Below are 19,754 nucleotides of genomic sequence, written 5' to 3' on the forward strand. Positions count from 1 at the left end.
CTGTGCAAGTGACAGAAAGAAAAAAAAAGGCCGGATTGACTGGCAAACAGAAAGCTGCCATCCTCCTTATTTCCTTAGGCCCGGATGTTTCTGCATCCGTATATAAGCATCTTTCTGAAGAGGAAATTGAGAGATTGACTCTTGAAATTTCGGGAGTTAGAAAAGTAGATTCGCAGGACAAAGAAGAAATTTTAGAGGAATTTCATAATATAGCTTTAGCACAGGATTACATATCACAGGGTGGCATTGGATACGCGAAGCAGGTTCTTGAAAAGGCGTTAGGGACTGATCAGGCTGCGGCAATCATAAACCGCTTAACATCTTCCTTACAAGTTCGTCCATTCGACTTTGCAAGGAAGGCAGATCCTGGACAGATATTGAATTTTATCCAAAATGAGCATCCGCAGACGATTGCCTTAATATTATCTTATCTTGATCCAACACAGGCAGGCCATATTTTGTCTGAACTTCCCCAAGAGGTGCAGGCCGATATTGCAAGAAGAATCGCTTTAATGGATAGCACTTCGCCGGAAATCATTAATGAAGTAGAGCAGATATTAGAAAGAAAACTATCTGCAACTGTGACCCAGGATTATACCCAGACTGGCGGAGTCGAAGCGGTTGTTGATGTATTGAACGGAGTTGATCGCTCAACAGAAAGAACTATCTTAGATGCACTTGAAACCCAAGATCCAGAACTTGCAGAAGAAATCAAGAAACGGATGTTTGTCTTTGAAGATATCGTGACTCTTGATGGGAGAGCCATTCAGCGTGTTGTACGGGAATCTGAAAATGAAGATCTCAAACTTTCCCTTAAAGTGGCAAGCGATGAAGTGAAGGAAATCGTTTTCCGTAACATGTCGAAACGAATGGTCGAAACGTTCCAGGAAGAAATGGAATATATGGGTCCTGTACGTTTGCGGGATGTAGAAGAAGCACAATCCAGAATTGTTGCTGTTGTTCGCCGCCTTGAAGAAACGGGTGAGATTGTAATCGCCCGCGGCGGAGGGGATGATATTATTGTCTAGAATTATTAAGTCCCACCAAGCAAATCAGGAGAAAAGCAATAAGATAACGATAAAAATTCGCTGTTTGGACTCACTTGAAACAGAAAGCGAGGATGAAGGGCAAATCGTTCATCATTTTCAATCAGATGAATTTCTAAACCAAGCCAAGCAGGAGGCAGAATCTCTATTAATAGAAGCAAAACAAAAAGCCAAAGCGGTTGCTGATGAAGTCCGGCAAGCTCGTGAACATTGGGAGAAGCAAGAAAAAATAATGTATATCGAACAGGCTCAAAAAGAAGGGTATCAGCAGGGAATCGAAGATGGAATCCAAAAGGGCTATAACGAGGTTGCTGGGGAGATCGCTTTTGCAAAGAAAGTGGTAGAGTCCTCTAAAAAAGATTATCAGCAACATATCGAATCATCTGAATCAGTTATTTTGGATCTTGCTATGAAAGTGGCGGGGAAAGTTATTGGCCGGCAGCTTGAAAATGATGAAGAGTCTTTTTTATCCATCGTAAAGAAAGCCATTAAAGAAGCAAGGGATTATCGGGAAGTGCAGCTGCATATTCATCCGATTCAATACCAATCGATTCTTACTCATAAGGAAGAGTTGATTTCAATCTTTCCAAAAGATACAGAATTGTATATCTATCCGAATGATGATCTAAATGAAAGTAGTTGTATCATCGAGTCGGAGAATGGAAGAATAGATGCCAGCGTTGATAGTCAGCTACAGGAAATTAAAATGAAACTAACTGAGTTGCTGGAAGGTGAGTAAAGATGAAAGCGAAGGATCTCTTACCCTTAGTTGATGAAGTCGATCCATTTAAACACTATGGACGAGTCAAACGTGTCGTCGGGTTAATGATAGAATCCCAAGGCCCTGAAAGCTCTGTAGGCGAGGTTTGTTATATCTATACAGGTATACAAAAAAAGAAAAAGAAAATATTAGCGGAAGTTGTCGGTTTTCGTGATGAAATGGTCATTTTAATGCCATTCACAGCGGTAAGTGATATTGGACCAGGATGTATTGTTGAAGGAAGCGGACGAAGCCTTGAGATAAAGGTAGGCAGTGGATTAATAGGGAAGGTTGTCGATCCTTTAGGACATCCAATCGACGATTCGCTGCTTCCAAAAGGACTTGCTACGGTTCCGGTGGATCAAGATCCACCCAGTCCCATGGAAAGGCCTCCGATTGATGAACCGATTGATGTAGGTGTACGTGTGATTGATAGTTTATTAACAGTAGGGAAAGGCCAACGTGTTGGAATCTTTGCTGGGAGCGGTGTTGGAAAAAGTACTTTGCTTGGCATGGTAGCACGAAATACCACGGCTGACTTAAACGTGATTGGCCTTGTTGGTGAACGTGGTCGGGAAGTCCGTGAATTCATTGAGAAAGATCTTGGTCCGGAAGGGTTAGCCAGATCAATTGTTGTTGTAGCGACATCTGATCAGCCAGCGTTGATGAGAATTAAAGGTGCCTTGACGGCTACTGCCATTGCAGAATATTTTCGTGACAAAGGATTGAACGTGATGCTAATGATGGACTCCATCACAAGGGTTGCGATGGCCCAAAGGGAGATCGGACTTGCTGTCGGAGAGCCACCCACCACAAAAGGCTATACGCCATCCGTTTTCGCTATCCTTCCAAGACTACTAGAAAGAACAGGCACAAATCAGTTAGGATCCATTACAGCTTTTTATACGGTTCTTGTCGACGGTGATGATATGAATGAACCAATCACCGATGCAGTCAGGGGAATATTGGACGGTCATTTCATCTTAGACAGAAACTTAGCAAATAAAGGACAGTTTCCGGCTCTCAATGTTCTAAAGAGTATTAGTCGTGTCATGAATAATATTGTTGAGGAAAGGCATAAAAAGTCAGCAGAAAACTTACGGGCAAGTTTATCAACCTATATTGAGTCTGAAGATTTGATTAATATAGGAGCCTATAAAAAGGGTTCTTCAAAGGAAATTGAAAACTCCATTAATCGATATCCGGAAATCATTTCATTTTTAAAGCAAGGCACTCATGAAAAAGCATCCAAAGATAAGAGTATTATCAACCTCGTAAAATTGATGGAGAAAGGTGATTAGCAATGATTTATCAATATAAATTTGAGAAGATCCTAACCATCAAGGAAAAAGAAAAAAGGGACGCACTTTCTAAATATAATGCTGCTCTAAAAACTTTTGAAAAAGTAGCCGAAAAATTGTATAAGCTTTTAAAGAAAAAAGAAGACCTTCTGGAATTCCAGCAGGAAAAGCTCCGAAATGGATTATCCGTTCAAGAAATTCGCCATCATCAGTTATTTATGGACAATCTGGAAAAGCTCTTAAGCCATTGTCAACAGGAAGTCATTGAAGCCCGTTACAAAATGAATGTCCTGCAGGAAGTATTATTGGAAAGAAATATTGAAGTCAAAAAGTACGAGAAAATGAAAGTAAATGAGTTTCTTAAATTCCTGGATGTCATAAAGGAAGCTGAGAATAAACAAATGGATGAAATATCTATCCGGCAATTCTTTAGCAAAGGGCGTTAGGTGATAGAATGCGTAAAAAAGTTGAATCTACTGGATTAGATGAATTAAAAGAAAATAATATAAGCAAATTTCAATGGTTTCTTGTAATCTTCATCCCTCTAATCTTTGCGGTAACTGTAGCCATGGTAGTTTTCTCAGTTGCGGGGGTTAATGTAGTGGAAAAGGCAAAGGAGATGTCCGCTAAAATCCCCTTCGCCGAACTGATTCAAAAGGATGAGGTAAAAGAAAACTCAGCCAAAGACAATGAGAAAGTTTCAAGAAAAATGGCGAAGTTAGAAACCGAAATAGAAAACAAAGAAAAAGAGATAGAGAAGCTGGAAAGAATAATTGATACACGAGACAAGGCCGTTGAAAAGGCTGAAGCAGAAAAACAGCAGCTTCATTCTGAAGTGAAACAGCTTAGAGAAAGTCAGGATGGGAGTAAAAAGGCTTTCAAAGATATAATACGCACTTATGAAACCATGGCACCAAAGAAGTCAGCTCCTATCATTACAGAAATGAGTGATGAAGATGCGGTTATGATCCTGGCAAGCATGAAAGCTGATACTTTAGCGAAGGTATTAGAGCAAATGACAACAGCAGATGCTGCCAGGTTAACGAAGAGACTAACGGAGCAAAGTTCTTAAGGGGAAGCTTTAAAGGAGGTGAATAATATATGAATTTGGCCATTAATTCTTTATTCCCCTTGGCATCAGTAAGTCAAACTGTTCAATTAAAGCAAAACCAGGGGATGAAATTGGGGTTTGGTTCAGTCCTTCAATCCGCCGTAGGGGCAGATTCAGGCAGTTCATTAGATACTGAATCCTTGCGTCTTTCCAATGAGGAGGTGTCAACTCTAAAGGATTTACTAGATATTTTGAAACTTAACAGTCTAAGTGACCTTGAGGAAGAAAGTGTTGCTGATGATCCTTTAGTAAACAATCAAGGGGATGTTAGAACCCTCCTATTCCAGTTACTAAAAAGGCTTAGCGGTAATAATGAAGAGACTCTTACAGAATTCTTTACGACTATAGAGGAAATCAATTTAGAACAAGAACCGGAAGACTTGAGGTTGGATTCACAAAGCCTTTTATCAGCCAATGTCATGGAACTATATACAATCCTAATACAGGTTGCTTCGTTGAGTGAAGAAGAGTGGAAACAGCTCCCATTAGAGGGGACAGCGAATCTATTAAAGTTGGTAAAATTTCACGATCTTTTATCAGAGAATAAAGATATGACACAAGATGAAGCAACCATCCATAAGCAAATGAAAAATCTGCTTGAAGGGATATCAGGAAAACTGGAAAAATGGCTGCCTAATCAGCAGCAGAAAACAAATACTAACCTTGATTTTTCTCTTATTTTGGAAAAAGGGCAAAATAAAACATTGGAAACAAACGCATTCTCACAATTAACTGGAAGCGACAAGTTAGGTAAAGATGGAACAAATAGTACCGGTCTGACTTTAAAAACAGCGGATAGTAGTAACTATCAAGGTTCAGGTATGTCATTTTTAATGACAAAGCTTGAACAATTCGTCTTGACGGCTGCTAAGGGTGGACAAACTGTCAGTCAGGAAGAGTTTGTTAAACAGTTTGAAAGTATCTTGAGTAAAGCAAATTTCACAGGGGCTAACGGTGTAAATAAACTGTTAATAAAATTGAATCCCGAACACCTAGGGTCACTTAGAATTGAGTTAATTCAAAAGGATGGCATGATGACAGCGAAAATTTTGGCCACATCAGCGCAAGCGAAAGATATGCTGGAGAAACAGATTCACGGGTTAAAGCACGCCTTTAACGGCCAAAATATCCAAATTGAAAAAATTGAAGTATCACAGGCGTACAATACTTTCAACTCTGAGAAGTTCAGCCAGAAAGATGCGGATGAACAAAATAGACAACAAGAGAATAAGAGGGAAAGCAATGATGAGACAGAAAGTGAATTTACAGGCTCCTTTGCAGAAGCTCTGTTAAATCTAGAAGTGTAGGTGAAGAAATGACGACCATTGATACGTCACTATTATTATCAAGCTATCAATCAGACAGAAAAACAGGCGATTCACTCGGAAAAGATGATTTCCTGAAATTATTGCTTACCCAGTTGCAAAACCAAGATCCTTCCAGTCCGATGGACAATACAGAATTTATAGCCCAAATGGCCACTTTTTCTTCTTTGGAACAAATGATGAATATAGGATCCCAAATAGATGAACTAATTGGGTTAAACCAACAAAATAGTTTAATGAACTATAACTCATTCGTTGGTAAGGAAGTTACCTGGCATATATTGGATGAAAGCGGTGAGAACCTTGCAATAGAAGAAGGCGTAGGTATCGTGGAATCGATTCAATATAAAGGTGACAATATTTATTTCATTTTAGAAGATGGCACAAAACTTCAACCAGCAAATATTTCGGCAATGAAACAATCAAGCACTACATCTAACAGTTTGACTAATGCAAGTGAATTAATAGGCAAACGTGTCACATGGAATGATGAAGAAAATGGAGACCTTTCTGCCGTTGTAACATCAGTATCCATGAATAAAGGCAAAGTGCAGATAGAAGTGGATGATGAAAGCGGCACAAAACTATCATTAGAGCAATTGATCAAAATCGCAAGTGCTTAAGGAGCGGAAAAATGGATAAACTCGGTTTTCAAGCAAATTCCGCTCAGATGATTCCACTAACAAAAACTCCCTTGAGACAAAGGCAAATGATCCAACAAGGATTTCAACAGCATTTTCAAGAAGCCATATCTACTAATGAAAAGCTGACAATTAGTAAGCATGCACAAATGCGGATGGAACAAAGGAAAATAGTAATAGAGCAACAAACTTGGGACAAAATAGCCGATAAAGCAAATGAGGCCAAAAAGATGGGTGTGACAGAATCTCTTATTATTATCGATAACGCGGCACTCGTAATTAGCACTAAAAATAACAAAGTCATTACTGTTGTGGATCGAGAGGAAGCCTCGTCTCAAATTTTCACGAATATCAATGGTACCATACTAATAGATTAATAGGCCGGACCTAGTATAGGAAGCCTAGGCTGTGGAATGACAGAAGCAGTCACGATATGAAAGGGGAGTTTTTAATGCTTCGTTCAATGTACTCAGGAATAAGCGGATTGAAGAACTTACAAACAAAATTAGATGTTATCGGGAATAATGTGGCTAATGTCAACACCTATGGTTTCAAAAAAAGTCGTGTAACATTCAGTGATACGATGAACCAAACAATATCTGGTGCTAGTGCCGCGACAGCAAATAAAGGTGGTACCAACTCTAAGCAGATTGGATTGGGGTCAACTATCGCAACAATTGACACCATTCATACTCAATCAAGCTTGCAAACTACTGGACGAGATCTTGATTTGGGTATATCTGGAGATGGTTATTTCGTCGTCAAAGAAGGAGATGTATTATCTTATACACGTGCTGGTAACTTCTATTTAGATGATAATGGCACGCTTGTAAATTCTAATGGAATGAAAGTGCAAGCCTACAAGGTTGATGCAAACGGAAAACTATCAAAAACAATCGGAGATGTATCTGTAAACGTTAATGCGGTTTTACCTGCTGTAACAACTACAAAAGTAACCGTAAGTGAAAACTTGGCAGCGGACGCAATTGAGGGTTCTGTATTCAGCCAGCAAATAAAAGTTGTTGATGAAAAAGGTAAAGAACAAACAACAACTATTTATTTCAAGAAAAATGGTGAGAATAATTGGGGAGTTTATGATCAGGATCCAACTTCGGACTCTGAACTAGAGCCATTAACTACTCTTAGTTTTACGGATGGTAAATGCGATGTGACAAGCGATGTTAACCTATCAATTGATATTAGTAAAGGTGATGACAGTGATGATAGTAAAAAAATAAAATTAGATTTCGATTTCTCTACTCTCACCCAAGTTGAAGGAGCAACTACAGCTATGGTCAACCCGAATGGTAATAAAGAAGGGAAACTGGAGAGCTTTAATTTTGGGCCATCAGGTGAAATTAGCGGTATCTACTCAAATGGGAAAATTGTGACTTTGGGTCAACTGGCTATTGCCAAGTTTACAAATGCATCCGGATTGACTAAAACAGGAGGCAATATATTCCAAGAATCAATAAACTCTGGTACAGCAAACATCAATGTCGCAGGTGAAGGACGCGGAACAATAGCATCAGGTTTTTTGGAAATGTCCAACGTCGATTTATCAGAAGAGTTTACGGAAATGATCGTCGCGCAACGTGGATTCCAATCGAATTCAAGAATTATCACGACGTCGGATGAAATTTTACAAGAGCTGGTTAACTTAAAACGATAAGTTAAGGGAGGGAGGAGCCAGGTGCTTATTTGCTCTGGCTCCTAAATATTATTATTAAAGTCACAAGGCTGAATGGCAAAAGCTTTCATATCAATGCATTGTACATAGATACGGTCGAATCGCTGCCGGATTCGACTATTACGTTTACAAATGGGAAGAAAATCGTGGTGCTCGAGAAGGAAGAAGAAATAATTCAAGCCATTATACAATTTTATCGTACCGTGAATGTTCTGGGATTGCGTGATGATGAGGAGGAAAGGTTATGAAAAAAAAACTATTGACGATTATGTTGATTATGCTGGTGGCAATTACTCTTGTTGGCGTAATAGCGGTCGTGGTTGTTACAAAGTTATCTGACCCCACATCTGCAGAGGGTAAACCATCCATAGATGAAATTATCAAATCATCTGTTGAAATTCCTGAAATTACAACGAATCTCTCGGGTAATGATTATATCAAAATCTCATTTATGGTCCAAACAGAAAATAAAAAAGCAAAAGAAGAGTTGGAAAAAAGAGGTTTTCAGGTGAAAAACATTATTATTGCCGAACTGTCCGAAATGAAAGCGACAGAGTTAACTGGTAAAAAGGGCAAGGAAAAACTTCAGGATACGTTAAAGACTAGAATTAATGAATTAATGGAAGAAGGAAAAGTTGAAAAGGTTTATATAACCTCCTCGATTCTTCAATAAGAACATCCTTGCTTCATTAAATAAGAAGGGGAAGCTTTGGAGGTGAGTGCTAATGTCCGGGGAAATATTATCGCAAAATGAAATCGATGCTTTGTTATCGGCCATTTCTACAGGTGAAATGGATGCAGATGATTTAAAGAAAGAAGAAGTAGAAAAAAGAGTGAAGGTGTACGACTTTAAAAGAGCACTTCGGTTTTCAAAGGATCAAATCCGCAGTTTGACTAGGATACACGAGAACTTTGCAAGATTGCTTACAACTTATTTCTCTGCTCAGCTGAGGACATATGTTCAAATATCCGTAGCATCTGCAGATCAAATTCCATATGAAGAGTTCATACGTTCAATACCTAAGATGACCATTTTGAATGTGTTTGAGGTACCGCCTCTGGATGGCCGAATCATTCTTGAGGTCAATCCGAATATCGCTTATTCCATGATGGACAGAGTTTTGGGAGGGCGGGGTATAAGCGTTAATAAAGTCGACAGTTTAACTGAAATAGAAACAAAGATCATGTCAAATCTATTTGAAAAGGCTTTTGAAAATTTACAAGAAGCTTGGGGGACGATTGTTGATATCGAACCGGTAATGACAGAGTTTGAGGTGAATCCGCAATTTTTACAATTGGTTTCACCAAATGACACAGTTGTAGTCATATCTCTAAATACGCAAATCGGTGAAACGAGCGGAATGATTAACATTTGTATTCCTCACGTCGTTTTAGAACCAATCATACCGAAGTTATCTGCTCACTACTGGATGGAAAATTCTCAAAAAGAAAGAATTCCTGAGGAAATAAAAGTTTTGGAAAATCGTATTAGGAATGCGGATCTCTCAATTATTTCCGAATTAGGAACTACGGATATTGCTATCCAGGATTTCCTTCTGCTTGATGTAGGTGATGTCATCGATTTAAATCATGCAATCGATAAGCCTTTAACAATTAAAGTAGGGGGAATTCCGAAATATAGTGGACAACCAGGCAAAGTAGGTAAAAAACACGCCATCCAGATTCTTAATATTTTGAAAGGGGGAGACGAAAATGATAAGTGATGAAATGCTTTCACAAGACGAGATAGATGCCCTTTTAAAAGGTACAAGTGATATAGAAGATGAGGTGGACTTTCTTTCGATAGAAGATTATTTATCAATGATGGAACTGGACGCGCTCGGTGAAATTGGGAATATCTCTTTCGGGAGTTCGGCCACTGCTTTATCCACTTTGTTGAATCAGAAAGTGGATATCACTACCCCGGCGGTTACATTAATTGAAAGGGGTAATATTGCGGAAGAATTCCCGCATCCCTATGTAGCCATCCAAGTGCAATATACAGAAGGTTTTACAGGCATTAATATGCTTGTCATCAAACAAAGTGATGCGGCGATCATTGCCGATTTGATGCTTGGCGGTGATGGTTTGAATCCTTCAGAGATGCTAGGAGAAATTCAACTAAGTGCGGTCCAGGAAGCAATGAACCAAATGATGGGTTCGGCTGCTACATCAATGTCGACCATTTTCAGTAAAAAGGTAGATATTTCACCACCAAGCATCGATTTACTGAACTTTTTAAATGGTGAAGGTGAAAATGCAATACCGGATGAGGATTTATTTGCAAAAATTTCTTTTCGTTTACGAGTGGGTGCATTAATTGATTCCAACATTATGCAACTGTTGCCTTTAGAATTTGCAAAAGGGTTAGTCAGTGAACTATTAAATGGAACAAGTGAAAGTGAAGCCGATGAAAATAAAATGGAACAGATACAAGCCAACCCAACACAGAGTAATTCTCCTCAAGAGCCGGTATCATTCCAAAATCCTGTATCGAATCAGCCGACAAATGAGAATTATGGACAAAGTGGTTACCAAACAAAACCGACATACAAAATACCGAATGAACCGCAACATTTTGGAGCTTCATCCGTTTCAACAGGACAACCGGTAAATGTTCAGCCAGCCAGTTTTTCCAGTTTTCAGCCGTATCAGCTTCAAGAGTCCGAAACGAAAAATCTTAGCATGCTGATGGATATCCCATTGCAAGTAACCGTAGAGCTTGGGAGAACCAAGCGCTCTGTCAAAGAAATTCTAGAGCTGTCATCTGGTTCTATAATTGAATTGGATAAATTAGCAGGTGAACCGGTGGATATCCTGGTAAACAGCCGCTTAATTGCAAAAGGCGAGGTTGTTGTGATTGATGAAAACTTTGGAGTTCGTGTTACGGATATTATGAGTCAGAGCGATCGACTAAAAAAACTTAGATAAATTTGGAGGACAAAAAAATGGCAAATAAAATTTTAATTGTTGACGATGCAGCATTTATGAGAATGATGATAAAAGATATCCTTTCTAAAAATGGTTTTGAAATTGTTGGAGAAGCAGCAGATGGTGCTCAGGCAGTAGAGAAATATAGAGAAACGCATCCGGATCTTGTAACAATGGATATTACTATGCCTGAAATGGATGGAATCACAGCATTAAAAGAAATTAAAAAGGTAAATCCGCAAGCGAAGGTCATAATGTGTTCTGCAATGGGGCAACAAGCAATGGTTATTGATGCAATCCAGGCAGGGGCAAAAGACTTTATCGTGAAACCATTTCAGGCAGACAGGGTATTGGAAGCCATAAATAAAGCATTAAGTTAATGAAGTAAGAGGGTGTCTTCATATTGTATTCTATTAAAAAATGGCTTCAGATCTCACTTGTGATAGCAGTTTTCTTCTCAGGGGCCATTCAGGCGAGTGCGGAAGATATTGATAAGCCAGTGAAGGATGTTTATGAACAGCCAGATGATTTGAAAACGGATAAATCAAAAGACTCCCAAACTACCAAACAAGCTTCAAATCCCGAACAAGTGGGGATAACTATTTGGGAGTTTCTAAGGATGATCTTTGCGACCATTTTTGTGGTGGGGCTTTTATATATCATATTAAAGTTCATAAATAAAAAAAGTAAATCGTATCAAAAAGCAAATTCAGTAGAGAATTTAGGCGGCACAAGCCTTGGAGCAAATCGATCGGTTCAGCTTGTTAAAGTGGGCGGTAGAATATTAGTAGTCGGAGTTGGCGAAAACATACAGCTCTTGAAAGAAATAGATAATCCCGAGGAATATGAGCAGTTAATGAAAGATTACAACGAAAAAATGGATCAAATGATTCAGCCAGGAGAATTTGCGACGAAATTGAAAAATAAGTGGCTGAAAAAAAGAGAAATCGAAACTAATAGTTTTTCCTCAGAGTTCAAAAATAAGCTCGATCAAATGTCTGATAGTAGGAAGAATCTGTTAAATGAGCTTGAAAGGAAAGGAAGAGACAATGAATGAGTTCATGGAGTTTTTTAATAACAGTGATCCCACTAATGTCTCTACTTCCGTCAAACTTGTTCTCCTGATGACTGTTTTATCGCTTGCTCCAAGCATTTTGATTTTAATGACATGCTTTACAAGAATCATTATTGTCCTCAGTTTTGTGAGAACGTCGCTTGCTACACAACAGATGCCTCCGAATCAAGTCCTGGTTGGTCTAGCTCTTTTTATGACATTTTTTGTAATGGCACCGACTTTTCAGGAAGTGAACGAAAAAGCATTAACTCCTCTATTTAATGAAGAAATAGATTTAGAAGAGGCGTATGAGCAGACTGCGATTCCTTTTAAGGAATTTATGAGTGCCCATACAAGGCAAAAGGACTTGGCCTTATTTCTAGAATATGCCAAGGTCGATAAGCCGGAAACGATACAGGATATTCCCTTGACCGCATTTGTACCAGCTTTTGCAATTAGTGAAATCAAAACAGCCTTCCAAATAGGTTTTATGATTTTCATTCCATTTCTGGTTATTGATATGGTCGTTGCAAGTGTCCTGATGTCGATGGGGATGATGATGTTACCACCAGTCATGATTTCCTTGCCGTTTAAAATCCTCCTCTTCATTCTTGTTGATGGTTGGTATTTAGTAGTGAAGTCTTTATTACAGAGTTTTTAAGCAGGTGAGAAAAAATGAGCGCAGAGTTTGTTGTTGATGTAGCAGAAAAAGGAATTTATATGGTATTGATTATCGCTGGCCCCTTGATGTTGATAGCTCTTGTTGTTGGACTATTAGTAAGTATCTTTCAGGCGACCACACAGATTCAGGAACAAACCTTGGCCTTCGTTCCGAAAATTGTGGCAGTCTTATTGGCACTTATTTTACTCGCTCCATGGATGCTAAGTCATCTATTATCATACGCAAATGAAATATTCGGTAACTTGAATCGATTTGTAGGGTAGAGAATGGAGGATATATTTCCGTACTTTCCTGCATTTTTATTAATAGTGGTCAGGGTTACAACCTTTTTCGTGGCAATGCCGATTTTTTCGTTTCGATCTATACCGATACAGCATCGAATCGGACTTGGGATTTTCCTTGCTTGGATTATGTACTATACCATTGAAGCGCCGGTTCTAGCTTTGGATGTCACATTTTATTTATTAATCATAAAGGAAGCATTTGTAGGGCTTTTCATCGGGTTTGCTGCCTATATGATTTTATCAGCGGTTCAAGTTGCAGGTGGGTTAATTGACTTTCAAATGGGTTTTTCAATTGCCAATGTCATCGATCCGCAAACAGGGGCTCAAAGTCCATTAATGGGACAATATCTATATACGATTGCCTTATTATTTCTTTTAAGTACAAACGGTCATCATTTGCTTTTGGATGGAATTTTTTATAGCTATCAGTTCATCCCGATTGATCAATTATTTGTGCCCTTTGGGGACCAGGCATTAATAGAGTACTTGGCCAAAGCATTTAGTAAGACATTCATGATTGCGTTTCAAATGTCAATTCCAGTAGTGGGCAGCATTTTTTTAGTGGATGTCACGCTTGGCATTCTGGCAAGGACAGTTCCCCAATTAAATGTATTTGTTGTCGGAATTCCAGTGAAAATTATAGCAGGTTTAGCGGTTATAGTGATAGTCATGGGGATGATGATGACGGTTGTTACCCAACTTTTTAATTTCTTACTTGTGACGATGCGTCAGTTAATGCAGCTGATCGGAGGCGTATAACATGGTGTGGATTCAGCTGGATTTACAGTTTTTCGCTGGTGAAAAGACGGAAAAGGCGACTCCAAAAAAACGTCAGGATTCGAAGAAAAAAGGACAGGTAGCTAAAAGTCAGGATGTAAATACCTCTGTGAATTTAATTGCTGTGTTTTCGGTGCTATTGATGATGGGACCTTATATGTACAATCATCTTCTCGGTCTCATGAAAGAATATCTGCAACACTTTACGATTGCAGGATTCAGTGAGGAAAATATACAAATTACCATGATAGAGGTTTTGAAGGAGATGGGGCTTGTCCTCGGTCCTGTTTTTGCAGCAGCGGTGATTGCAGGAATTTTGGCTAATGTGATGCAAATTGGGTTTATGTTTTCTACTGAGTCAATTCAGTTTAAACTTGAAAAATTGGATCCTATTAAAGGATTCAAACGTATTTTTTCCTTGAGGGCCATTGTTGAATTATTGAAATCCATTCTTAAAATATCATTTGTAGGTTTAGTTGCCTTTTATGTACTTTGGCAGCGTATGGACGAGATTATGATTTTATCCCAGATTTCTGTGGAAGAAGCAATGGCAACATTGGCAGATATTACGATAAAGGTAGGGTATTATGCTGCCGTGGCTTTATTGTTCATTGCTCTATTAGACTATTTGTATCAAAAATATGACTTTGAAAAAAACATCCGGATGTCCAAACAGGATATTAAGGATGAATATAAAAATTCTGAGGGTGACCCGTTAATTAAATCAAAGATTAAGCAAAAGCAAAGGCAGATGGCAGCGCAGAGAATGATGCAGGAAGTGCCAAATGCTGATGTCGTCATCACAAACCCGACGCATTTTGCGATTGCTTTAAAATATGATGAAAATAAGGCGGAGGCTCCGTTTGTAGTAGCAAAAGGCGTTGATTTTGTAGCTCAGAAAATTAAATATATTGCTAAAGAAAACGATGTGATCATGGTGGAAAACCGTCCTTTGGCAAGGTCTTTATATGATCAAGCTGAAATAGGCCAGGCGATTCCTGAGGAATTTTTTAAGGCAGTTGCTGAAATACTTGCCTTTGTTTATAAAACGAAAGGTAAGCTGTAAAGAAGTTAAATGTGACCCGCTAGTTAGGAGAGAAGAACATGCGAGCAAGAGATTTAGTTGTCATATCGAGCGTCATCATGATTGTTGCTATGTTGGTCATTCCATTACCAACATGGTTGTTAAGTATTTTACTTCTTTTAAATATATCTCTTGCGCTGTTGGTTCTATTGACTACGATGAATATGAAAGAGCCTTTGGAATTTTCAATATTTCCTTCCTTGCTCCTTTTACTGACATTATTCAGGCTGGGGTTGAATGTGTCGACGACACGTGCCATTTTGACCTATGGTGATGCTGGCGGTGTAGTCGAAACCTTTGGCTCGTTTGTAGTCGGAGGGAACGTGCTTGTAGGTTTAGTTGTATTTATCATTTTGGTTATCATCAATTTCATCGTCATCACGAAAGGTTCTGAACGGGTGTCAGAAGTGGCAGCAAGGTTTACGCTAGATGCGATGCCTGGGAAACAGATGGCCATTGATGCTGATTTGAATGCTGGGATGATTTCAGAAAATGATGCACGTACCAGACGAGAAAAAATCAGCAATGAAGCTGACTTTTATGGATCCATGGACGGAGCGAGTAAGTTTGTTAAAGGAGACGCCATCGCCGGTATTATCATTGTCATCATCAATTTGATTTTTGGAATGATTATTGGTGTCATGCAATTGGATATGAGTTTTGGAGAATCTGCTGTACATTTTTCCATGTTATCAGTTGGAGATGGAATTGTCAGTCAAGTGCCTGCCTTATTGATTTCAACAGCAACAGGAATAGTCGTAACCCGGGCAGCCTCGAATGGTAATCTTGGATCAGATATTGTTGAACAGTTATTTCAATTTCCAAAGATGCTTTACTTGACTGCAGCAACAATTTTTTTGCTAGGTTTATTCACGCCAATTTCAGATATATTTACGTTTCCAATTGCAGCGTTATTAGTCATAGGAGGGTATACGATTACTAGGATACCACAGCCGAATGAAAGTGAAATACAGGAAATGGAAGAAGTGTTGGAAACAGATGAAATGAAGAGTCCAGAAAGTGTCGTTAACCTTTTGAGTGTCGATCCAATCGAATTCGAGTTTGGGTATGGACTAATTCCACTTGCTGATGCCAATCAAGGGGGAGACTTACTAGACCGTGTCGTCATGATCCGCCGGCAACTGGCAATTGAAATGGGACTTGTCATTCCAGTCGTCAGAATACGAGATAATATCCAGTTGAACCCTAATGAGTATCGGCTAAAAATTAAGGGAAATGAAATTGCAAAAGGGGAATTGCTTCTGAATCACTTTTTGGCAATGAGTCCAGGAATAGAAGATGAATCAATAGAAGGAATCGATACGATAGAACCTTCATTTGGTCTACCAGCTAAATGGATTACGGATGATATGAAAGAGCATGCAGAGATGATGGGCTATACAGTTGTAGATCCTCCAAGTGTTGTATCCACACATTTAACGGAAGTCATAAAAGCGAATGCTCATGAGCTTTTGGGCAGGCAGGAAACGAAACAATTGATCGATTATCTTGGTGAATCATCACCAATTCTTGTAGAAGAGGTCACCCCGAATCCCTTGTCGATAGGTGATGTACAAAAGGTATTGGCAAAATTGTTAAAGGAAAAAGTTTCTATAAGGAACTTATCAATCATTTTCGAAACACTTGCTGATTATGGTAAGTTGTCGACGGATACAGATTTGCTTACTGAATATGTACGGCAGAATTTAGCCAGGCAGATTACTAATTCCTTTATCGTAGAAGAAAATCGAATAAAAGTCATCACGTTATCGGGAAAAGTAGAAAAAACCATAGCAGATGGAGTACAACAAACTGAACATGGAAACTTTTTATCACTAGATCCAAATATATCTCAGTCCATATTGGAGGCAATTGCGGCCAAATTGGATGAGCTGACGTTAATGGAACATCAACCAATCCTACTTTGTTCTTCAGCAGTACGGATGTATACCCGGCAGTTAACAGAACGTTATTTTCCTAATGTACCGATTCTTTCATACAATGAACTCGAATCGAATGTAGAAGTACAAAGTGTAGGGGTGGTGAATATCGATTGAAAGTAAAGAAATATATGGCACCATCAATGGCCGAAGCTATGAAGCGAATAAGAGAAGAATTAGGCAGTGATGCGATTATTTTAAGTTCAAAAGCTGTCTACATTGGTGGTTTCCTAGGATTATTCAAAAAAAGGAATATCGAAGTCATTGCAGCCATCGATCCAGTTTCACAGCCCAACCAAATGGTAACTAAACAAAAAACGAAGAAGTTGCCTGTGAAACAAGAAATATCGAGTAATAGCACTGTTACACAGGAAGGTAACAATGAAAGTACGGGTCTTATAAAAGAATTAGAAGGTTTAAAAGATATGATTAAAACTATACAAATCACATCTGATAGACACTATCCGGGAAAACTGCAGAAAATCAATGATTATCTCACAGAGCAGGAAGTGGATGTACAGCTACGCTCACAAATCATGGATGAATTACTTGGAAAATGGTTTGCTCTCAAACAACAATCCACTGATGAAGAAGTACAAGGTTGGTTAGAAGAAGCCTTATTTGAAATATTGGAGAAGGTTCAAAACGGGAAACCCGGTCTGCAAAAAAAATATATTAATATTGTTGGACCAACAGGAGTTGGTAAGACAACCACCCTCGCTAAAGTAGCAGCAGAGACCATGCTTAGGCATGGTAAAAAAGTGGCTTTCATTACGACAGATACATACAGGATTGCAGCAATAGATCAGCTTAAGATGTATGCAAAGATTTTAAATGTTCCGATTGAAGTAGCGTATAATTTGGAAGATTTTAAAAAAGCAACGGAACGGTTTTCTCATTATGACTTTGTATTTATAGATACTGCTGGAAGGAATTTTCGCAATCCACAGTATGTTAAAGACCTTAGTGAAATTATTGATTTTACAGATGAGATGGAAACATATTTAGTTTTGTCATTAACTTCGAAGCAAAAGGATATGGAAGATATTTATCGGTAGTTTGCTAGCATACCAATTAAACAGATCATTTTTACAAAAGCTGACGAGACATCAACTTTCGGGGCTATATTTAATTTTATACACGCTCATAAACTAGGAGCCGCTTATATTACAAATGGACAGAATGTACCAGATGATATAGAAAAAGCTACATCATCACAGCTATTGAAAACGGCTTTTGGGGCTAAAAAATATGAAAGATCAAGCTGAGAACTTACGAAGAAGACTGGAAACCCACCAAAATCAATCACCGGCTAAAACTCTTGCCATTTTAAGTGGTAAAGGTGGAGTCGGAAAATCTAACTTTTCTTTGAACTTTTCCCTCGCTTTATCCAAACAAGGAAAAAAGGTCCTGTTGTTCGATATGGATATTGGGATGGGAAATATAGATATTTTGATTGGTGAACATTCATCTTACAGTATCGTTGATTTCTTTGAAAGTGGTCGTAGCTTGATAGATATTATGACGGCAGGCCCAGAGAGTATTTCAATCATTACGGGTGGAACAGGGCTGACAAGCCTCTTTTCCCTCGATGAAAACAAGTTTATGCGGTTTAATGAAGAATTTAGTTTGCTGTTGACGGATTATGATTATATTTTGTTTGATATGGGGGCAGGTATAACTCAAGACTCGGCAAAATTTCTGTTATGTGTTGATGAGTTAATCGTTATTACTACGCCTGAACCGACTTCCGTAATGGATGCCTATTCTACAATGAAATACATACATTCCGTCAAAAAAGAAATTCCATATTTTCTGGTTTGTAATAGGGTTTTCACAAATAAGGAAGGCAAAGAAACGATTATCCGGCTTCAAAATGCACTTAAGAAATTTTTGGGTCTGGAAAGTGTAGCACTTGGTTACCTGCCGGACGAAAGAACTGTTTCCAAAGCTGTTTCAAGACAAATACCCTTTATCCTTTTTGATTCTGAAGCTAATGTATCTAAAGCTCTTATGGATATTGCATCGAGATATACAAGCCATTCATTTGGTGGAGAATTGAATTTACAAAAAAGCAACTTCCTTAGCAATATGAAGAGATATCTTCTTGGAAAGTAGGTCTCCTTACATGGATAAAGTTAAAGTGCTGATTGTGGATGATTCTGCAGATTTAAGAAAGTTCGGCACCTTAGATGTAGAGATGCAGGTTATGAATGGAAGTGAAGCATTAAATCGGATTATGGATGAATGTCCTACTGCTGAAATTATGTTTTCAAGTACGATGAAAGAAGGAATGGAAAATACCTTTGCTTCTATGTACAGTAGAGCCTTTGACTTTGTGGCTAAACCATTAGGTGCCATTTCACTGGATTTGTACAAAATTAAGAAAGAACGGGTTTGAAAAAGTTATGGCAGCCAGCCGTGAGAATGGTCACAAACTACAAAAAAATGCAATAAATATTGAGGGAAATCCATCGTTTTGGAGAAAATATAGTGAAAAAGATACAAGAGAAATGTTGGGAAACGAAAAAAACAAAAATAAATGGTTCTATTGGAATAAAAAAATTATAGTCATTGGTACATCGACAGGAGGCCCAAGGGCTCTTCAGACAGTATTGACGGGACTCCCAGAAACAATTGATGCACCTATTCTTGTTGTCCAGCATATGCCCTCTGGTTTTACAAAATCCTTGGCTGACCGTCTAAATTCATTATGTAGGATTCAAGTGAAGGAAGCAGAGGATGGGGAACTGATCCAAAAAGGAGTTGCTTATATTGCCCCTGGAGGTTTTCACCTGAAAGTGAGAAAAGTTGGGATGAGCATTGCAATACTTTTGGATCAATCCGAACTGCGTAGCGGACACCGCCCTTCAGTAGATGTGCTGTTTGAATCAGTAAGTGAAATTACTGATTTTGCGAAAATAGCTGTCATCATGACCGGGATGGGGATGGATGGTTCAAGTGGGATTATTAAGTTGAATCAAACGGGTCCTTTAAAAGCGATTGCAGAGTCACAGAAGACATCAATCGTTTTTGGAATGCCGAAAGCGGCGATTGCTACCAACTTGATAGATAGCATAGAGGATGTAGAAACAATAGCTAACGCAATAATTAGCTATTGTTAACTC

21 protein-coding genes and 2 pseudogenes are annotated in these 19,754 nt (G+C 38.6%); all 23 read left to right on the forward strand.

Annotated features, from left to right (window positions below; genetic code table 11):
- Window positions 1-8: 8 nt before the first annotated feature.
- The 23 genes and pseudogenes from fliG to cheB all read left to right on the forward strand — a co-directional run bounded on the left by fliG (window position 9) and on the right by cheB (window position 19,751).
- Entirely contained in the window at window positions 9-1,028 is a 1,020-nt protein-coding gene (fliG, locus tag AKG34_RS06435) for a flagellar motor switch protein FliG (protein WP_053345323.1), read from the forward strand.
- Entirely contained in the window at window positions 1,021-1,785 is a 765-nt protein-coding gene (gene fliH / locus AKG34_RS06440; RefSeq protein WP_053345324.1) for a flagellar assembly protein FliH, read from the forward strand. The genes fliG and fliH overlap by 8 nt, the downstream gene beginning before the upstream one ends.
- A 2-nt stretch (window positions 1,786-1,787) precedes the next feature.
- Window positions 1,788-3,107: a flagellar protein export ATPase FliI gene (gene fliI, locus AKG34_RS06445; protein WP_053345325.1), complete on the forward strand. Its 1,320-nt coding sequence runs from the start codon at window positions 1,788-1,790 to the stop codon at window positions 3,105-3,107.
- Between the two features lie 2 nt (window positions 3,108-3,109).
- Window positions 3,110-3,553: a flagellar export protein FliJ gene (fliJ, locus tag AKG34_RS06450; protein ID WP_053345326.1), complete on the forward strand. Its 444-nt coding sequence runs from the start codon at window positions 3,110-3,112 to the stop codon at window positions 3,551-3,553.
- An 8-nt stretch (window positions 3,554-3,561) separates the two neighbouring features.
- Entirely contained in the window at window positions 3,562-4,179 is a 618-nt protein-coding gene (locus AKG34_RS06455; RefSeq protein WP_053345327.1) for a MotE family protein, read from the forward strand.
- 29 nt (window positions 4,180-4,208) lie between these two features.
- Window positions 4,209-5,525: a flagellar hook-length control protein FliK gene (locus AKG34_RS06460; RefSeq protein WP_053345328.1), complete on the forward strand. Its 1,317-nt coding sequence runs from the start codon at window positions 4,209-4,211 to the stop codon at window positions 5,523-5,525.
- An 8-nt stretch (window positions 5,526-5,533) separates the two neighbouring features.
- Complete coding sequence (flgD, locus tag AKG34_RS06465; protein ID WP_053345329.1) at window positions 5,534-6,166, forward strand: flagellar hook assembly protein FlgD; 633 nt, start codon at window positions 5,534-5,536, stop codon at window positions 6,164-6,166.
- 11 nt (window positions 6,167-6,177) lie between these two features.
- A complete protein-coding gene (locus AKG34_RS06470) occupies window positions 6,178-6,561 on the forward strand; it encodes a TIGR02530 family flagellar biosynthesis protein (RefSeq protein WP_053345330.1) in 384 nt (127 codons plus the stop codon).
- A gap of 74 nt (window positions 6,562-6,635) precedes the next feature.
- Window positions 6,636-7,856, forward strand: coding sequence for a flagellar basal-body rod protein FlgF (gene flgF / locus AKG34_RS06475; RefSeq protein ID WP_053345331.1), 1,221 nt, complete (start codon window positions 6,636-6,638; stop codon window positions 7,854-7,856).
- A 50-nt stretch (window positions 7,857-7,906) separates the two neighbouring features.
- Entirely contained in the window at window positions 7,907-8,122 is a 216-nt protein-coding gene (locus AKG34_RS06480; RefSeq protein ID WP_053348013.1) for a flagellar FlbD family protein, read from the forward strand.
- Window positions 8,119-8,547 (forward strand): flagellar basal body-associated protein FliL, encoded by a 429-nt coding sequence (fliL, locus tag AKG34_RS06485; protein ID WP_053345332.1) that lies wholly within the window; start codon window positions 8,119-8,121, stop codon window positions 8,545-8,547. Before AKG34_RS06480 ends, fliL begins: the two co-directional genes overlap by 4 nt.
- A gap of 52 nt (window positions 8,548-8,599) precedes the next feature.
- On the forward strand, window positions 8,600-9,598 hold the full coding sequence (fliM, locus tag AKG34_RS06490; RefSeq protein WP_053345333.1) for a flagellar motor switch protein FliM: 999 nt from the start codon (window positions 8,600-8,602) through the stop codon (window positions 9,596-9,598).
- Complete coding sequence (gene fliY / locus AKG34_RS06495) at window positions 9,588-10,805, forward strand: flagellar motor switch phosphatase FliY (protein ID WP_053345334.1); 1,218 nt, start codon at window positions 9,588-9,590, stop codon at window positions 10,803-10,805. The genes fliM and fliY overlap by 11 nt, the downstream gene beginning before the upstream one ends.
- Before the next feature lie 17 nt (window positions 10,806-10,822).
- A complete protein-coding gene (locus AKG34_RS06500; protein WP_053345335.1) occupies window positions 10,823-11,185 on the forward strand; it encodes a response regulator in 363 nt (120 codons plus the stop codon).
- Window positions 11,186-11,208: 23 nt separating this feature from the next.
- A complete protein-coding gene (locus tag AKG34_RS06505; RefSeq protein WP_053345336.1) occupies window positions 11,209-11,862 on the forward strand; it encodes a flagellar biosynthetic protein FliO in 654 nt (217 codons plus the stop codon).
- Window positions 11,855-12,520, forward strand: coding sequence for a flagellar type III secretion system pore protein FliP (gene fliP / locus AKG34_RS06510; protein WP_053348014.1), 666 nt, complete (start codon window positions 11,855-11,857; stop codon window positions 12,518-12,520). Before AKG34_RS06505 ends, fliP begins: the two co-directional genes overlap by 8 nt.
- A gap of 14 nt (window positions 12,521-12,534) precedes the next feature.
- Entirely contained in the window at window positions 12,535-12,804 is a 270-nt protein-coding gene (fliQ, locus tag AKG34_RS06515; RefSeq protein ID WP_053345337.1) for a flagellar biosynthesis protein FliQ, read from the forward strand.
- A gap of 3 nt (window positions 12,805-12,807) precedes the next feature.
- Window positions 12,808-13,584 carry a flagellar biosynthetic protein FliR gene (gene fliR, locus AKG34_RS06520; RefSeq protein ID WP_053345338.1) on the forward strand — a complete coding sequence of 259 codons (777 nt, stop codon included), beginning with the start codon at window positions 12,808-12,810 and terminating at the stop codon, window positions 13,582-13,584.
- A gap of 4 nt (window positions 13,585-13,588) precedes the next feature.
- On the forward strand, window positions 13,589-14,668 hold the full coding sequence (gene flhB / locus AKG34_RS06525) for a flagellar biosynthesis protein FlhB (RefSeq protein WP_236694996.1): 1,080 nt from the start codon (window positions 13,589-13,591) through the stop codon (window positions 14,666-14,668).
- A gap of 38 nt (window positions 14,669-14,706) precedes the next feature.
- Window positions 14,707-16,743 carry a flagellar biosynthesis protein FlhA gene (flhA, locus tag AKG34_RS06530; protein ID WP_053345340.1) on the forward strand — a complete coding sequence of 679 codons (2,037 nt, stop codon included), beginning with the start codon at window positions 14,707-14,709 and terminating at the stop codon, window positions 16,741-16,743.
- Window positions 16,740-17,894 (forward strand): annotated as a pseudogene (gene flhF / locus AKG34_RS06535) (flagellar biosynthesis protein FlhF). Before flhA ends, flhF begins: the two are co-directional and overlap by 4 nt.
- Complete coding sequence (locus AKG34_RS06540; protein ID WP_053345341.1) at window positions 17,878-18,744, forward strand: MinD/ParA family protein; 867 nt, start codon at window positions 17,878-17,880, stop codon at window positions 18,742-18,744. Before flhF ends, AKG34_RS06540 begins: the two are co-directional and overlap by 17 nt.
- Window positions 18,745-18,754: 10 nt before the next feature.
- A pseudogene (gene cheB, locus AKG34_RS06545) lies at window positions 18,755-19,751 on the forward strand (chemotaxis-specific protein-glutamate methyltransferase CheB).
- Window positions 19,752-19,754: the final 3 nt, after the last annotated feature.

The sequence above is a fragment of the Peribacillus butanolivorans genome, from assembly GCF_001273755.1.
In the GTDB taxonomy this organism is placed as follows: domain Bacteria; phylum Bacillota; class Bacilli; order Bacillales; family DSM-1321; genus Peribacillus; species Peribacillus butanolivorans.

Excerpts from the sequence above, each read along its gene's own strand:
- fliL (WP_053345332.1), top strand. The coding sequence starts at position 8,119 with ATGAAAAAAAAACTATTGACGATTATGTTGATTATGCTGGTGGCAATT.
- AKG34_RS06455 (WP_053345327.1), top strand. The coding sequence starts at position 3,562 with ATGCGTAAAAAAGTTGAATCTACTGGATTAGATGAATTAAAAGAAAAT.
- flhA (WP_053345340.1), top strand. The coding sequence starts at position 14,707 with ATGCGAGCAAGAGATTTAGTTGTCATATCGAGCGTCATCATGATTGTT.
- fliJ (WP_053345326.1), top strand. The coding sequence starts at position 3,110 with ATGATTTATCAATATAAATTTGAGAAGATCCTAACCATCAAGGAAAAA.
- flgF (WP_053345331.1), top strand. The coding sequence starts at position 6,636 with ATGCTTCGTTCAATGTACTCAGGAATAAGCGGATTGAAGAACTTACAA.
- fliQ (WP_053345337.1), top strand. The coding sequence starts at position 12,535 with ATGAGCGCAGAGTTTGTTGTTGATGTAGCAGAAAAAGGAATTTATATG.
- AKG34_RS06540 (WP_053345341.1), top strand. The coding sequence starts at position 17,878 with ATGAAAGATCAAGCTGAGAACTTACGAAGAAGACTGGAAACCCACCAA.
- fliM (WP_053345333.1), top strand. The coding sequence starts at position 8,600 with ATGTCCGGGGAAATATTATCGCAAAATGAAATCGATGCTTTGTTATCG.
- AKG34_RS06460 (WP_053345328.1), top strand. The coding sequence starts at position 4,209 with ATGAATTTGGCCATTAATTCTTTATTCCCCTTGGCATCAGTAAGTCAA.
- fliR (WP_053345338.1), top strand. The coding sequence starts at position 12,808 with ATGGAGGATATATTTCCGTACTTTCCTGCATTTTTATTAATAGTGGTC.
- AKG34_RS06470 (WP_053345330.1), top strand. The coding sequence starts at position 6,178 with ATGGATAAACTCGGTTTTCAAGCAAATTCCGCTCAGATGATTCCACTA.
- fliP (WP_053348014.1), top strand. The coding sequence starts at position 11,855 with ATGAATGAGTTCATGGAGTTTTTTAATAACAGTGATCCCACTAATGTC.
- flgD (WP_053345329.1), top strand. The coding sequence starts at position 5,534 with ATGACGACCATTGATACGTCACTATTATTATCAAGCTATCAATCAGAC.
- fliY (WP_053345334.1), top strand. The coding sequence starts at position 9,588 with ATGATAAGTGATGAAATGCTTTCACAAGACGAGATAGATGCCCTTTTA.
- AKG34_RS06500 (WP_053345335.1), top strand. The coding sequence starts at position 10,823 with ATGGCAAATAAAATTTTAATTGTTGACGATGCAGCATTTATGAGAATG.
- fliI (WP_053345325.1), top strand. The coding sequence starts at position 1,788 with ATGAAAGCGAAGGATCTCTTACCCTTAGTTGATGAAGTCGATCCATTT.